Source organism: Micromonospora sonchi (assembly GCF_014646235.1).
Classification (GTDB): Bacteria; Actinomycetota; Actinomycetes; order Mycobacteriales; family Micromonosporaceae; genus Micromonospora; species Micromonospora sonchi.
Map to the genome: position 1 here is coordinate 28,495 of NZ_BMNB01000015.1, position 14,979 is coordinate 43,473.

Sequence of the window (14,979 nt, forward strand, 5' to 3'; positions counted from 1 at the left end):
AGCCCGTGGTCGGCTCACCCGACATGCCGGACATTGCCTGACAGACGCCGCGAGGGGCGTGCGGTGGTGGGTGCGTCCCCGGGTTGGATGCCGAAGGCCGTCACACCGGCCCCGACGGCGTAGAGCCGCTCCGGAATCGGACAACAGGCTCGTGGTTTCGGGAGACGGTGGGGCCCGGCTGAAACCGGACACCCGGCGAATTCGGCGCGGGAACCCCATCACCGGGTCGGCCGGGTCAGGGACGCCCAGGGTGCATCCGTGATCACGACCAACTGATCAGCCCGGATTCTTCGTCTGCCGGGTGGACACCGGGCGGTAACGGGGATTCCCGGAGCGCAGCGTTCGGGTGGCGACCCACCTCGGGCTGAGCGCACGTCGAAGGCCACCGTCGCCACCGGCAGGCCATGGGCGGCACGGCGTCCCGCGCGACCGCGGACGAGAGAGGAGGCAAAGGCGCGTGAGAGCGAGCAAGCTCCTCGTACCGGTGGCGGGTGTCGCCCTCGGGCTGCTGCTGTCGGGTGCCACCCCGGCTGGCAGCACAATGTCGCCGTCACGCCTACCGGCCGGGGAAGCCGTCGTGTTCGCGGTGACGAACAGCACCGCCGCCAGCGACGACTCCCGCGACGACTCCCGCGACGATGACCGACGCAGCCGCGACAGCCGCGACAACGACCGACGAGGCGGCGACCGACGCGACAACGACCGCCACAGCGGCGAGGGCCACAACGCCGTGACCGTGGCCGGTGGCGCGGTCCTGCTCGCCAACGCGCTCGGCGGCGTCGTCATCCTGGCCCGGCGCCGCCGACACGCGGTCAGCGCCGCAGTGCGCTGACCCGCACCCGACATCCCACTGTCGGTCGTGGTGTTTGACCCCGCCGGTGCCGGGAAGACCGTGCGCCACGTAGATGCGAGGAGCGAGGATGGCGCACGCAGGACGGGCCCGTAAGCAGGTCGGGGCGCGGAAGGCACCACCGCCGGCCAAGGTGGCGGCGAAGAAGGTGGCCACGGCGACGAAGCGGGCCACCGGGGCCACGGCCGCGAAGTCGCCGGGTGGGAAGCCCACGCCGACGTCCCCGCGTACCGCCCGCAAGAAGGCCATCTCCGCGACGGCCGCGCCGACCCGACGGCCCACGGCGAAGGCAACCGCCGCGAAGAAGGCGCCGGCCGGCCGGAAGGCGACGACCGGAACAGCCACCGCTACGAAGGCGCCCGGAACGAGGGCCACGGCCGCGAAGGCTCCGGCGAAGAAGGCGCCGACCAGGAAGACGGCCGCCACGCAGGCGACGGCCGCCCGCTCCCGCACGGCCAGTACGACGCCGGCGCGCAAGGCGACGACGATGGAGTCGTTCGGCAACCGCCGCAGCGCGCGCACGGGTGCCCGCTGATCGCTGGCTACTCCCGGGACAGGCGCGCGAGGAAGCCTCGGACCCGTTCCCGGGCCTGATCGGTGATCTCCGGCCCGTGGGTGAAGGCGGCCACGTCGTACTCCAGCTCGCCGAGCACGTGGGCGGTCAGCTGGGTCATCTGGAAGTCGGTGCAGAACAACTTCACCGGCCATCGAACACCGGCCACGTTGAACAGCGCGTCGCCGGTGATCAGCACCCGGGTCGGCTCGTGCAGCAGCGAGACGTGACCCGGCGAATGGCCCGGCGTGTGCACCACACGCAGCCCGCCGGCGACGTCGAGCAGGTCCCCGTCGGCGAGAGGCTGCGCCACCTCGAACGCGGGGAAGCGCCCGGACGAGAGCCGGGCGAACAACCGGGCGCCGCCGACCGTCGGATCTCCCGGTGGCGAGTTCCCGGCTTCGGCGTACGGGACGTCGGCGGCGTGCAGGGCCAGCGGCGCGCCGGTGCGGCGGGCCACCTCGGCGGCCCCGCCGACGTGGTCGGGGTGGGCGTGGGTGAGCACGATCCGGGTGACGTCGGCGGGATGCTTGCCGATCGCGGCCAGCCCACGGACGATCCGGGCCGGCGCCCGCTTCACCCCGCAGTCCACCAGGGTGACCGCGCCGTCGTCGCCGACCAGCGCGTACGAGTTGATCATTGCCCGGCCGGCGGTGGGGATGCGCCAGACGCCGGGCGCGAGGGGAACTGCGGGTGCCCGCGCCATCACCGCAACCTATCATCCAGCCTGTTCGATGTCCGTCCCCGGTGTGACCGATAGTTCGCGTAGCGGCGAGGATGACGGGGTGGCCAGACGAGACAGCCGGCGGGCGGAGCAGACGGCGTGCCCGTGCGGGCAGGGTCTGCCGTACGCGGACTGCTGCCGGCGCCTGCACATCGGTGAGGCCGACGCGCCGACGGCCGAGGCGCTGATGCGGTCCCGCTACGCCGCCTTCGCCGTGGGCGATCCGGAGTACCTGCTACGCAGTTGGCACACCAGCACCCGGCCGGCCCGGCTGCGTCTCGACCCCGGTCAACGCTGGATCGGCCTGGAAGTCGTCGACACCGAGCGTGGTGGGCTGTTCGACAGCGCGGGCACGGTCGAGTTCCGGGCCCACTACCGGGAAGCCGGCCGGCCCGGCACGGTGACCGAGCGCAGCCGCTTCGTCCGCGAGGACGGACGCTGGGTCTACCTCGACGCGGTGTCCACCTAGGCGTCGCTCCGGCCGACGCCTTCGGCAGACACCCGGCTGGGACGGCCGGCCCCGGCAGGCCCCCGGCTGGGACGGCCGGCCCCGGCAGGCCCCGGGCGGGTGCCGGCCCCGGCCGGGCCGTCGCGGCGACCCCCTCGGCCGGCCGCCAGCAGCACCGCGACGAGGAGGTACGGCACGGCCGCGACCGCGAACGCCGCCGGGTTGCCGGCCACCCCGGCGACCAGGCCGTACCCGGCGTACGCCGCGATGACGGTCAGTTCGGTCGCCAGCCCGGCCAGCGAGGTGACGGTGGCCCGGGTGCCGCTGTCGATCCGCTCCTGCAGCCGCGTATCGGCCAGCACCGACCCGAGCTGGAAGCCGCAGAACGCCGCCGCCAGCAGCAGGAACCCAGCCCACTGCCGCAGCAACGCCCCGCCGGCCAGGGCCACCGCCGAACCGGCCAGCAGCAGCGCGTACCCGCCGGCGCCCAGTCGCTGGCCGAGTGGGGCGAGCAGGCCGCCGGCGACCTGTCCCAGCGCGACGAGCAGGAGCAGCAGCGGCACGGTCGACACGGCGACGCCGGTGTCCCGGGCCAGCAGCGGGGTGTACTCCTCCAGCGCGCCCCAGACCGCGGTCACCGCCGCGACCAGCAACACCGCCGCGCGTACCCGATGGTTGCGGTGCATCTCGGCGACTCCCGCGCGCAGCCCCTGCCACCAGCCGGGCTCGTCGTCGCCACCCGGATCCGGTCCGGTCGCAGCGGGCGGCGCGGCGCCCGAGACCGCGGTGGGCACGGCGGCGACGTTACGGTGTTCGGGCAGGCGGGCCGCCACGGCGGCGGCGAGCAGGCAGGCCGCGACGCTGGCCGACCCGACCGCCAGGTAGCCGCCGGCATCGAACACCGGCCCGGCCAGCAGGATCGCGACGAGTACGCCGACGGTGCCGGCGGTGCGGGCCCGGCCGATGGTGCGGGCGTACCGGTCGGCGGCGCCGAGATGGTCGAGTTCGTCGAAGACGAGGGCCTCCAGGGCGCCGGAGGCGAGCGCGCCACCGGCTCCCCATGCGACGAAGCCGGCGGCGAACGCGGGATAGGACGGTGCGAGCGTCCAGAGGGCGAAGCCGGCGGCGGCACACAGTGGTGCGAGGCAGAGCATTCGGCGCCGGGAGATCGCGTCCGCCCACGCGCCGGAGGGCGCCTCCAGTGCGAGCCCGGCCAGCGACCAGATCACGAACAGCGAGGAGATCTGCCCGACCGACAGGCCGCTGTCGGCGAACAGCAACGCGTACACCGGGTAGAGCAGGACCAGGTCGGTGAGGAACGCGTACGCGTAGAGGGTGGCCGCCAGTTTGCGGACACCCGTCGAGGTGGGGGTCATCGAGGCCTTTCCGGGTGGGACGGGTGACGGACGCCGGTGCTACGGCGACCGCTGGCGGCCCACGGCCTCGAGCGACGGATCAACGTGGCCAGTTCATGGCGGGGATGCTAACCGGCGGCGCCCCGGTGTGCCAGGACGCCGCCGGAAAGCCTCGCGGGAGTCAGCGCTGCTCGTCGGGGATCGGCAGGATCATGGTCGACTCGCTGTCGTCGGCGCCGCGCTGTGCCGGCACGTCCGTTCCGGTGGGGGTGACGATCTGCGTGGCCTCCGGGTCGTAGCCGGACGTGCCGGCGGAACCGGCCACAGTGGCAGCGCCGGGCCCGCCGGCGGTCGCGGTGAACGGGGCGGAGGTCGGCGCGCCGGTTGCCGGCGGGGCGTCTGCGGCGCTCGGCTCGGCGGTACGGGGCGTGGCGTCGCGGCGGGCGGCGGAGTAGGCGCGGGCGTGCTCGGCGATGCTGCGCGACTCCTGCTCGGCGCGGGACAGCCAGGACTCCCAACGCTTCTGCATCGGCCGGACAAGTCCGCCGCCGACGCCGACCACGAGGATGCCGCCGATGGTGGCCAGCACGGCGATCAGCACCGGAGTGGTCACCGCGGTGGCGACACCGATCTGGTTCAGCGCGGCGATGATGCCGAGGCCGAGGAGGAACGCCGAGGCGATGGTGGCCAGCAGCCGGCCGTACGACAGGCCGCCGAGCGCGCCGGAGATGATGTCCTTGACCGCCCCGGCGATGGCGGCGGCGACGACCACGATGACGATCGCGACGAAGGCCCGGGGCAGCCAGGCGATGACACCGGCGATCAGATCGGAGATCGGGTTCGGTCCCCAGATGCCGAACGCCAGGTAGAGGGTGAGCAGCAGGACCCCGTAGTAGGCGAGGCGGGCGACGATGTCGCTGCCGTCGTAGCGGGAGCGGGCCAGCGCCCGTGCGATCCCGCCGCGCTCGACGGCGCGGTCGAAGCCGACGCGTTCGAGCAGCCGGTCGACGAGCTTCAGCACCGCCTTGGCAACCAGCCAGCCGGCCACCAGGATCGCTACGAAGGCGACGGCCTTGGGTAGGAAGAGCAGTATCGACCGGAGGGTGTCCCCCACCGCGTCACCGAAGTTGTCTCGCATCGGATGGTCCTCCACAGGGGCGGGTGGTTCGTCCGACCCGACCTACCCCGGCGGTACGGGCGGGAAACGCCCGCAGCGCCGTCTCTCATTCCGGGCAGGAGTAGACGACCTCGGTACTGGCCTGCGTCGGTGCCGGGGAGACGATGTTCACGGTGGCGCTCTCGGTGGTGGTGCCGATCCCACTGAACGACCAACGCAGGGTCAGCTCGACGCTGCGCTGGCCCCAACCGACCCGCTCGTCGAGCAGGGCACCAGGCGCGCTACCGGAGCGGAGCCACTGGTACTCGACAGTGCCCGCGCGGCCGTTGGTCCGTACCGTGGCGACCACGTCGACGCTGACATCGCACCGCTCCCCGGCCGGGCTGGGTACGGCGACGCTGACCTCGGTGATCTCCAGTGGGCTGAGCCGCTGCCAGATCCACAGCCCGACTGCGGCGAGCAGGACGAGGGTGAGCAAGGTGGACAGCACCGAGACGAGCCGGCGCCAGGCCGACCTGCGGCGTGTCGGCGGCACGGGTGTGGGCCAGGCGGGCGCCGGCGGCGGGGCGACCGGCACGCCGGGCCCGAACCGCAGCTCGCCGCCAGGACCGGTGGTCGGGGCCGCGAGCGTTCCCCGGCTGGTACGCACTCCGGACGCGCCCGCCGTGTCGGTCGCGGTACCGGCGAGGTGTGCGGTCGGTTCCGCGCCACTCAAGTGCACCGTGGGCTCCCCCCTGCCGAGGTACACGGTCGGTTCCGCACCACTCAAGTGCACCGTGGGCTCCTGCGCCGGCACCGGAGGCGTGCGGTGGCGTTCGGTGACGGCCGCCGGGTCGGCCGGCAGGTGGTGGGTGGGCAGGGCCTCGGTCGCGTCGTCCGGCTGAGTCACGGCTACATCTCCTGGTCGTCGTCGCCTGGAAGGTGGGGCGCGCCCGGTCAGCCCGGCGTGCAGAAGGAGTAGAGCGTCACGTACACCGTCGAGTCGCCGACGGTGGTGTTGCCGGTGCCGTCGGTGGCGACGACCGTGACCGGGATCCGGGTGGTGGATGCGGGTCGCGGCAGGTCACCGAGCACGCCACGGAACTGGCCGCCGTCGAGCAGGGCCATGCTCTGCTCGTACGACCGCTTCTCGAGGGTGTAGCGGATGCGGACTCGCAGGTCACCCACAGCCGTGCGGTCGTCGTTGACGTGGGCGGTGATGGTGCTCGCCGTGGGCCCGAAGGGGCAGCCGGTCGGGTCCAGCTCGGTCGGGTTCGCCGCGACCCGGGCGATGGTGGGTGGGGTGCTGTCCGGCGGTGTTGGCGGGCTGACCCTGGTCGACAGGGTGGGGATCGGCGTGGCGGACGAAGGGCCACCGGTGGGTGTCGTGGACGGGGTGGGCCCGGCCGCGGTGGCGCCGCCGGTCGGGGCGGGTGGCGCGGCGGAGGTGGGCGGGGTGAAGGCGTCGGGCGTGGGCGGGATGGATGCGTCGGGCGTGGGCGGGAGAGAGCCGTCGGGCGTGGGCGGGACGGATGCGCCGCCGGTCGGGACGACGCCGCCGGTCAGCTCCGTCGTCGCCTCGGGCCGCACCGCCCCGGAGGGGGCGATCGGCTCATCCCGGGCGACGTAGCTGAGCGCGGCCCCGCCGACCAGCATGGCCGCCACCAAGCCACCGCCGACGAGCGCCGCCCGGGCGCGGCCGGTGCGCCGCAGCGCGGGCCGCCCGCTGCCGTCGCCGCCGGCTGGGCCGACGGTGGTGTCGCCGAGCGCGGTGCTGGCCACGCTGATGCCGCCGCCAGCGCGGTCGGGAAACGGGAAGAGGGCGGCCAGCAGCGCCGCGCGCCGGGCCAGCTCCCGCAGCCCGCGTTCCTCCCAATCCGCCCCGTACGCCCCGTACGCCACTTCCTCCAGCGTGGCGAGGAAGACGTGCGCGGACTGCGGTCGCTCGGCGGGACGCTTGGCCATGCCGAGACGTAGCAGGTCGTGCACCGGGCGCGGGGCCGGATCGGTGGGGATCGGCGCGCGGGCGTGCTGCTGGCGCAGGGTGGCCAGGTCCCGCCCGCCGTACGGGGGATGGCCGGTGAGGCACTCGAAGAAGGTGGCGGTGGCGGCGTAGATGTCGCACGCCGGGCTGGCGGGGGCCCCGGTCCACTGCTCGGGGGCCATGTAGCGCGGCGTGCCGGTGACGCTGCTGCCGGAGCTGGCGCCGACCGGCATGGCGATGCCGAAGTCGGCGAGTTTGCTCGTGCCCTCGGCGGTGACCAGTAGGTTCTCGGGCTTGTAGTCCCGGTGCACCACCCTGCGGGCGTGCGCCGCGCCGAGCCCGGCCAGCGAGCCTTTGAGCACACACAACGCCGACTCCGGCGTGGTCGAGCCCTTCGCGCGCAGCAACTGTCGCAGCGAGACGCCGTTGACCAGCTCCATCACGATCGCCGAGCCGCCCGGGGCCTCGACGTACTCGTAGAGACGGCAGACGTACGGGTCGTCGATGCCGGCCAGCAGCCGGGCCTCGTCGCGGAAGGCGGTGCGGAACGAGACGTCATCGAGTCGACCGGTCAGGTATTTGATCGCCACGGGGGTGCCGGTGGCGGCGTGGACGGCGAGGTCGACGCTGCCGGACGCGCCGGCGCCGAGCCGGCGGACCGGGGTGTAGCCGGAAACCCGCCAGCCGGTCATGCCACCACTTCCGGGATTTCGCACAGCTGGGCATCGAGCACGCTGAACATTGTCGTCCCCACGGCCCGCGCGGCCATCGTCCCCACAGCTGTCGTCTCCGGCCGACCGGGTGCATTGTGGAGCGTCAGTGGCCGCGGTAGAGCGCCGCGATCTCGTCGGCGAAGTGGGCCTGCACCACCTCGCGTTTGATCTTGAGGGTGGGCGTGAGTTCGCCGTCGGCCTCGGTGAGGTCCCGCGGCAGGATCCGGAAGGTCTTCACCTGCTCGGCGCGGGAGACGGTCCGGTTGGCCTGGTCGATCGCGCCCTGGATCGCGCCGCGCAGCCGTGGGTCGTCGCGCAGCTGCGCCAACGATCCGCCGGGATGCCCCTGCGCGTCCTGCCAGCGCTGCCAGGCCTGCGGGTCCACGGTGACCAGCGCGGCCACGTACGGCCGGCCGTCGGCGACGAGCATGGACTGGCTGACCAGCGGATGCGCTCGGATGCGCTCCTCGATCGGCGCGGGCGCGAGATTCTTGCCCGCCGCCGTGACCATGATCTCCTTGGTCCGGCCGGTGATGTGCAGAAAACCGTCGTCGTCGAGTCGACCGAGGTCGCCGGTGCGCAGCCACCCGTCGTCGGTGAACGCCTCCCGGGTGGCCTCCGGGTTGTTCCAGTAGCCGGCGAACACCACCTGGCTCTGGGCGAGGACCTCCCCGTTGTCGGCGGTGCGGATCCGCACCCCCGGCAACGGGCGGCCCACCGTGCCGATCCGCATGGCCGTCGGCACGTTCACCGCCAGCGCCGGGGAGGTCTCGGTCAACCCGTAACCCTCCAACAGGAGGATGCCCGCGCCCCGGAAGAAGTGTCCGAGTCGCTCCGCCAGCGGCGCCCCGCCCACGATGGCCGTCCGGCACCGGCCGCCGAGGGCGGCGCGCAGCCTGCGGTACACGGCGACGTCGAAGAACAGGTGCGCCAGGCGCAGCGGTACGCCCGGTCCGCGCGGCCCGTCCAGCGCCCGGCTGTACCGCACGGCCACCTGCTCGGCGAGGGTGAACAGCCAGCCGCGGCGCGCGTCCTCTGCGGCGTGCCGGGCCTGGTCGCGCATCTTCTCGAACACCCGGGGCACGGCGAGGATGAAGGTGGGCCGGAACCGGCGCAGCTGATCGAGCATCCCGGCGAGATCGGGACTGTGTACCAGCGTGGCGCGGTTGTGCACCATGCCGACCTGGATCAGCCGGGCGAAGGCGTGTGCCAGCGGCAGGAACAGCACCGTCGCCGCGCCCGGGCGCAGCAGCTGCGGCAGCACCTCGGTGGCGGCGCCGACGTCGGCGGAGATGTTGCGATGGGTCAGCACACAGCCCTTCGGCGGGCCGGTGGTGCCGCTGGTGTAGACGATGGTCGCCATGTCCTCGCCGGTGACCGCAGCCCGGCGGGCGTCGACCTCGGCGACGTCGACGGCATCACCCTGGGCGGTCAGCTCGATGAGCCCACCGGCGTCGATCCGCCAGACCTGCCGCACCGCAGGCAGGTCCGGTCGCAGCCCGTGCACCGTGGCGGCATGGTCACCGGTCTCCACCACGCAGGCCACCGCGCCCGAGTCGCCGAGGATCCAGCCAATCTGCTGCATGCTGGAGGTGTCGTAGATTGGCACGGTCACCGCGCCGATCGACCAGAGTGCGTAGTCCACGAGCGTCCACTCGTAGCGGGTGCGACTGAGCAGCCCGACCCGGTCGCCGTGCGCCACCCCGGCAGCGACGAAGCCGCGGGCCACGGCGAGCACGTCGTCGCGGAACTGCTGGCAGGTCACCGGCAGGGCGTCGGGTCGACCTGATCGCCGTACCGGCCATGAGCGGGGGTCCGGGTCCGGGCGGACGAACTGCACGCCGTCCGGGTCCTGCGCCGCGTTTCGCCACACCTGCTCGGCCAGGCTGGCGTCCTCGCCGCCGACGATCGACTCAACCGCTGTCTCCCACACGCCCGCCCACCTGCCGTCGTATCCCGTCGCGCTGATGGTGGCTCCGTACCCACCAACCGGCCCCCGGAACACGAAAACCTGTCCGCCCCTCCCTCACGCCCGGCCCACTACGTCGATCTTGCACTTCCAGTCGCCCATATGCCCACTTTCAGGGCTTATATCCGGACAAGAAGTGCAAGTCACCCCGGTCTCTTCGGGACGCCTCGCAGGCGTGGTACAGGTCATTTACCGGTCAGACCGGCGAAGGGTGGCGGGGTTAGGGGACCGGCGTTGGGGTGGGGGGACGGTGGCGGCGGGCCAGGTGGGCGAGGAGGGCGGCCAGTAGCGCCGCCTCGGTGAGCAGGATGGCGACGGCCCAGCCGGAGCCGACCCAGCGGGCCAGGGTGTCGTACCAGTACCGGACCAGCAGGGTCAGCACGGTCGCGGCGAAGGCCGCCGACGTCAGCCCGTACAGGGCGTAGGCGACCCGGTCGCGGGGGCGGTGGGTGCGTACCGCGCCGGGGCCACGGCGCAACAGCCGACCCCAGAAGCGATAGCTGTCGGTTCGCAGATCGGTGAGGTTCAGCGCGTGGCTGAGCATGTAGTAGCCGTCGAGTCGCAGGAACGGCACCAGGTTGAGCGCGGCGGCCACAGTTCCGAAGAGCAGCAGCGTGCTGGCCAGCTCGTACAGCAGGCTGCCGGGCGTACCCCACAGCCGGATCGCTGCGAACGGCAACAGCGCGAGCATGCTCACGAAGACCCCTGCGAACGAGATCGCCACCCGCCGGCGCGGGGTGAACAGCACCACGTCGTCGACCTTGCAGTACGGAGCCAGCAGCGGGAAGCGCCACATCATCCCGATCTCGGTGACCCGCCCGCCGAAGTGCCGGCAGGTCAACCCGTGGGCGCACTCATGCAGGAAGACGATCGCCCAGGTGATGACCACTGCGGCCAAAATCGCGGGCAGGGGCCGGTTGCCGCTGGTGACCCCGTCGGCGAGTTCCGGCAGGTGCAGCGCCACGTACCCGGCGACGGCGAGCACAGCCAGCAGCGCCGGCACCACGAACCACCAGCTGAACAGCGGCGCCAGCCAGGGCAGCAGCCGAGTGAACAGCCGTTCCGGATCGAACAGCGGCAGGCGGGCCGACAGCGGGCCGCGCCGGGCCTTCGCCACGCCTGCGGCGGCCGAGGCCGTGAGCCGGGCGATGGCCTCGGGGTCGGTGGCGCCGTGCAGCAGTTGCCGCTGGTGCAGCATGCCGAACAGCTGCTGCCAGTTCTCCGGCCCGAGTTGGCGCCGGTAGGCGACGGCGTACTCGCCGGCCAGCTCGTCCAGGCTCCGGGTGCCGTCCATCCGGGACATCAGGAAATGCTCACGCGGCCCCACCCGGTAGTACCAGCCGGTCTCCGGGTCCTTGATGTGGTGGACGAGCTTGCCGTCCCGCCACTGGCCGGGGCCGAGGACAATGCCGTCCCGCAGTCGGGGTCGGGTCCAGGTGGCGTCGACGGTGGTCATCGCGGCCCGGCCGGGGTGAGGTCGTCGAGCAGCGCGGCCCGAATCAGGTACGACAGGTAGATCTCGTCGAGGATGCTCACGCCGAGGCGGTTGTTGGTCATGTGCACGTACGAGCTGAGCAGAATGGGCAGGGCGGCGTCGAGGTCGCCGACCGGAGTCGGCTCGCCGCCGCCGCGCTGGAACAGCAGCTCGCCCCGGCCGGTCGCGTCGACCACCCGGTCCCGCAGTTCGCGGCAGTGCGCCGCCCAACGGCCCTCGACTCCGGTGGCCCGCACAGCGGCGTCGTCGCGGGCCGCCGCGCGGATGGCGGTCAGCCGGTCACGCAGCCCGGCGTCCATCCGGCGGTAACTGGTGTCGAAGCTGGCGTGGTAGTCGTCGCTCGGCTCGGAGTAGGAAACCTCCCAGAACCGGCGGTACTCCTCAAGGAACTCGGCGATGCGCCGGTCGTCGGGAAGGAAGGCCGCGCACATCATCATGCTCAGCTGGGCGGAGAGGCCGAGCAGCACCGGACGCACATGCACGTTGGTGGTGGCCAGCAGGTCCAGCACCACGTCGCTGGAGTGCTCGAAGTGCCACTCGGCCAGCTCGATGCCGGCCGGCCCGCCGTAGCGGCCGTACTCGCGCTCGTACGGAATGTGGTGGTAACTGTTGTTCGCCCGCATCGGCATCACACCGTCCGGGCCGTACTCCTCGTCCCACCGCTGCTGGCCGTACTCGGCGAGGAACATCTGCTTGTACAGGCCACCCAACCCCTCGCTGTCGACCTCGTACAGCGCGGGCCGGCGGCGCAGGAACGCGCTGAGGGCCGCGTCCACCCGCGCCCGCACCAGCGCCGGGTCGACGCCCGGGGCGGGCAGCACCCGCAACCGCACGTGCGGCCCCTCCATCCAGTACTTGATGAAGAAGTACCGGCTGATCAGTCCGTCGGCCCGCAGCTCGTCCACCAGCGGCCGGATTCCCTCGACCAGCATCGGGTTGCTGTTGCTGGCGTAGAAGACGTGGACGCTGAGCCAGTCATGGTCGACCGGCGACGGGTAATCAGTCATGCTCGGCTCCCCCTCGGACACCGTTGAGTTCGACGGTCAGTTCGGTGACGAACGCTCCGGCCTCGCCGCTCAGCAGCTGCTCGTCGCGGTCCGGCAGCATCTCGGCGAGCACCAGCCGGCTGCCCGCCGAACGTCCCATCGCCTCCAGCAGCTGCAGGCACAGGTAGCTGTCGAAGTCGACGTAGAGCGGCTTGTGGTCCGGTCGGCCGCCCTGCGCCGCCGCACCCTCGTCGTCGGTGCTCGCGGCGAGCCGGTTGCCGTCCGGGGTGGCGAACACCCGGCGGGGCAGGCCGTTGTCGCGCCGCCACCGCTGCCAGGACAGAAACCAGTCGGCGTCACCGAGCTGCCCGGTGCGCGCCGGCGGCAGGTAGTCCGGGTGCAGCTTCCACATCCGCCGTTGCAGCACCAGGTCGCCGTGCACGATCCGGGGGTAGCCGGCGATACCCCGGTCGGGCAGCGGCACGGTGGTGCCGGCCCACAGATCCGGCTGGGCCATCCCGAGGTAGGCGAAGGTGAGCAGCACCTGCTGCACCTCGGGCAGCGCCATCGGCAGCAGGAATCCCAGGTAGACGGGGATGACCTCGGCGTCGAGCCGGCGCGAGCGCAACAGCAGCCGGTCCGCGGCCGGGTCGTGTTCGACGCTGAGATCGTCCATGTGGATCTGCTCGGCCGCCGGCCGGAAGCTGATCTCCCCCGGGCAGACCAGCTCGTACGGGGTGACGGCCGGGTGCAGGTTGAGGTTGGTGGCGTCGTACCCGCCCTTCAGCTCGGCCAGCACCGCGCCGGGCGGCTGGAGCCGGGCCAGCTCGGCACGGAGCGTGGCGGCCAGGTCCTCGTCGGCGAAGAGGTGAGCGAAGCGGGAGAACAACAGCGTCATCCCGGAGTAGATCCGGTTGACCACCACCCGGTGCCGGTCGCCCTGGTCGGCGAGCTGGAGAAAGAACGACCGCGGGTCGAGGGTGCCGAGCGTGTCGGGCACCAGGGCGGCGACGTCGGTCATGAACGCGTCGTCCAGCGCCAACTCCTCGGCACCGGCCGGCAGCCGGCGGTACGCCTCGTTCACCCGTCGGGCCACCTCCTCGCGCGCGTCGTCCAGGGCGCTGATTTCCTCCTGCCGGAACCAGTTCTCCTGTCGCACGTACGCGTTGTCCGCGTCGAACGCCCGGCGGCGCATCATCCGCCCGGTGTAGTGGTCGAAGAAGTCCTGCTGGAACTCGTGGGCGAAGGTGAGCAGGTCGTCGCAGCGGCCACCGACGCCGTTGCGGGCCCGGAAGAAGCCCTTGGTGGCCAGCCTGCGGGGCAGGTTCACGTCGAACACCGGCATGATCCGGGCCAGCGCGCGCAGGCCGGGCAGCACCTCGCGCCGCCACCGGTTTCGGTCGGCGGTGACCGGAACCTCGGTGCGCAGCGTGGCGTCCTCGTACAGCAGGGTGCGGGGGGCCGGGACGTCGGCGCGGCCGAGGTCGGCGTGGGCGGCGACCAGTTCCCGGCGGATGTCCGCCAGCACCGCGCGGCGATCGGCCACGTCGGCGGTCGGGTAGCCGGTGGCGAGATGGTTGACCGTGCCGACCCGGTCGGCGAGCCGGTCGGCCCAGTCCCGGTCGATCTCGCGCAGCGCGGCCCGGTAGCCCTCGACCGGGTCGTCGGCGTGGATGTCCAGTTGCAGGTTCGGCACCACCAGCAGGCCGACCCGCAGCAGGTGGTGCAGGTACTGTCCGACCTCGTCCGCCGGCCGGCCGTCGGTGGTCAGCTCGACGGCCAACTCGGACAGCCGGCGCACCCGGCCGCCGTCGAGCGCGGCCAGGATGTCGTGCAGCACCTGGCCGGTGGGCAGCACGAACAGCGACTCGTGGATCGACTCCAGGGTGATCGCGGCGTCGCCGTCCTCGGAGCTGGTCCGCCGTCGGCGCAGGTAGCGCAGCCGGCCGCGGTCGATCCGCCAGCCGGTGGTGACGGTGACCGGCAGGTCCGCGCGGAGCGTCTCGTCGGCCAGCACGATGGCCGACAACCGGCCCAGCACGGCAAGGTTGAGCCGGGCCACGCCGCGCTTGGCCGCACCGGCTTGCGGCCGGACGTCGAGCAGCCGGCCGCCACCCGGTGCGAACGTCCCGACGTTGACCGTGGTCAACCGGCTGAACGGGCTGGTCTTGCAGGCGGTACGCAGGGTGTACTCCAGCAGGGACCGTTCCACCCGCCGGGCCCGCTTGCCGGGCTTACCGGGCGCGGCGAGGTAACCCGGCAGGTACTGGTCCAGCGACGGGGAGGCGAGCAGGATCCCGCCGCGCAGGTCGGGGTCGTCGGCCAACTCGCGCAGCATCGCCCGGCGCTCGGCCCACTCCTCGGCCAGCACCGCCTCGCCGCCGGCCCGGTCTCGCCGGTACTCCGCGAAAATCTCCAGCCAGTGCGTCAACGCCCGGTGGGTGTCCGCGCCGAGCGGCCCGGACGGCCAGGCCGCCGGGTCGGCCGGGCGGGGCTGGCGGAGGTTGTACACGTCGCGCCGCAGCCGGATCAGCCGCTGTCGCAGGCCGTCGTCGTGCAGGTTGCGAGCCACCGCCGCCTGGAGCGCGTCGGCCAGTTCCCGGCCGGTGTCGCGCAGCCGCTCCTCCAGGTCGAGCAGGCGGCGGGCCCAGGCCGCGCTGCGGTCGAAGACGAGCTGGTCGGCGATCTCGAGGGGCAGGCCAGCGGTGCGCAGCATGAACACCTCGGGCATCCGCCAGGACACCTCGGTGGCCGGTGGTGCGGGCAGGGACACCGTCACGGGTCTCTCCTTCGTCGGCGCCGCGGC

General features: G+C 72.9%; 11 protein-coding genes and 1 pseudogene. 3 read left to right on the forward strand and 9 right to left on the reverse strand.

Annotated features, from left to right (window positions below; genetic code table 11):
- Nucleotides 1–457: 457 nt before the first annotated feature.
- Both IEY61_RS17160 and IEY61_RS17165 read left to right on the forward strand, forming a co-directional pair.
- Nucleotides 458–832, forward strand: coding sequence for a hypothetical protein (locus tag IEY61_RS17160; RefSeq protein WP_189045481.1), 375 nt, complete (start codon nucleotides 458–460; stop codon nucleotides 830–832).
- Nucleotides 833–920: 88 nt separating this feature from the next.
- The gene (locus tag IEY61_RS17165) at nucleotides 921–1,385 is read left to right on the forward strand and encodes a histone (RefSeq protein ID WP_189045483.1); all 465 of its coding nucleotides are present in this window, start codon (nucleotides 921–923) and stop codon (nucleotides 1,383–1,385) included.
- Nucleotides 1,386–1,392: 7 nt separating this feature from the next.
- On the opposite strand, the gene IEY61_RS17170 is transcribed toward IEY61_RS17165, so the two are convergent.
- Nucleotides 1,393–2,109, reverse strand: coding sequence for an MBL fold metallo-hydrolase (locus IEY61_RS17170; RefSeq protein WP_189045485.1), 717 nt, complete (start codon nucleotides 2,107–2,109; stop codon nucleotides 1,393–1,395).
- A gap of 79 nt (nucleotides 2,110–2,188) precedes the next feature.
- Here IEY61_RS17170 and IEY61_RS17175 point away from each other — a divergent pair, with 79 nt between their 5' ends.
- Nucleotides 2,189–2,596, forward strand: coding sequence for a YchJ family protein (locus IEY61_RS17175; protein WP_229705990.1), 408 nt, complete (start codon nucleotides 2,189–2,191; stop codon nucleotides 2,594–2,596).
- 122 nt (nucleotides 2,597–2,718) lie between these two features.
- Here IEY61_RS17175 and IEY61_RS17180 read toward each other — a convergent pair.
- The 8 genes and pseudogenes from IEY61_RS17180 to IEY61_RS17215 form a co-directional block, all read right to left on the reverse strand.
- Nucleotides 2,719–3,951, reverse strand: a pseudogene (locus IEY61_RS17180) (MFS transporter); the annotation flags it as partial.
- 160 nt (nucleotides 3,952–4,111) lie between these two features.
- Nucleotides 4,112–5,068: a mechanosensitive ion channel family protein gene (locus tag IEY61_RS17185; RefSeq protein WP_189045491.1), complete on the reverse strand. Its 957-nt coding sequence runs from the start codon at nucleotides 5,066–5,068 to the stop codon at nucleotides 4,112–4,114.
- Between the two features lie 85 nt (nucleotides 5,069–5,153).
- Nucleotides 5,154–5,936, reverse strand: coding sequence for a hypothetical protein (locus tag IEY61_RS17190; protein WP_189045493.1), 783 nt, complete (start codon nucleotides 5,934–5,936; stop codon nucleotides 5,154–5,156).
- A 47-nt stretch (nucleotides 5,937–5,983) separates the two neighbouring features.
- A complete protein-coding gene (locus tag IEY61_RS17195) occupies nucleotides 5,984–7,702 on the reverse strand; it encodes a serine/threonine-protein kinase (protein WP_189045495.1) in 1,719 nt (572 codons plus the stop codon).
- 124 nt (nucleotides 7,703–7,826) lie between these two features.
- A complete protein-coding gene (locus tag IEY61_RS17200; protein WP_189045497.1) occupies nucleotides 7,827–9,656 on the reverse strand; it encodes an AMP-dependent synthetase/ligase in 1,830 nt (609 codons plus the stop codon).
- 256 nt (nucleotides 9,657–9,912) lie between these two features.
- Entirely contained in the window at nucleotides 9,913–11,148 is a 1,236-nt protein-coding gene (locus IEY61_RS17205) for a metalloprotease (RefSeq protein WP_189045499.1), read from the reverse strand.
- A complete protein-coding gene (locus IEY61_RS17210) occupies nucleotides 11,145–12,194 on the reverse strand; it encodes a thiopeptide-type bacteriocin biosynthesis protein (protein ID WP_229705991.1) in 1,050 nt (349 codons plus the stop codon). The genes IEY61_RS17205 and IEY61_RS17210 overlap by 4 nt, the downstream gene beginning before the upstream one ends.
- Nucleotides 12,187–14,952 (reverse strand): lantibiotic dehydratase, encoded by a 2,766-nt coding sequence (locus IEY61_RS17215; protein ID WP_189045503.1) that lies wholly within the window; start codon nucleotides 14,950–14,952, stop codon nucleotides 12,187–12,189. The genes IEY61_RS17210 and IEY61_RS17215 overlap by 8 nt, the downstream gene beginning before the upstream one ends.
- Nucleotides 14,953–14,979 lie beyond the last annotated feature (27 nt).

What these genes read in the sequence shown, in the direction of transcription:
- IEY61_RS17165 (WP_189045483.1), top strand. Translation starts at nt 921, where the DNA reads ATGGCGCACGCAGGACGGGCCCGTAAGCAGGTCGGGGCGCGGAAGGCA.
- IEY61_RS17170 (WP_189045485.1), bottom strand. Translation starts at nt 2,109, where the DNA reads ATGGCGCGGGCACCCGCAGTTCCCCTCGCGCCCGGCGTCTGGCGCATC.
- IEY61_RS17185 (WP_189045491.1), bottom strand. Translation starts at nt 5,068, where the DNA reads ATGCGAGACAACTTCGGTGACGCGGTGGGGGACACCCTCCGGTCGATA.
- IEY61_RS17195 (WP_189045495.1), bottom strand. Translation starts at nt 7,702, where the DNA reads ATGACCGGCTGGCGGGTTTCCGGCTACACCCCGGTCCGCCGGCTCGGC.
- IEY61_RS17205 (WP_189045499.1), bottom strand. Translation starts at nt 11,148, where the DNA reads ATGACCACCGTCGACGCCACCTGGACCCGACCCCGACTGCGGGACGGC.
- IEY61_RS17210 (WP_229705991.1), bottom strand. Translation starts at nt 12,194, where the DNA reads ATGACTGATTACCCGTCGCCGGTCGACCATGACTGGCTCAGCGTCCAC.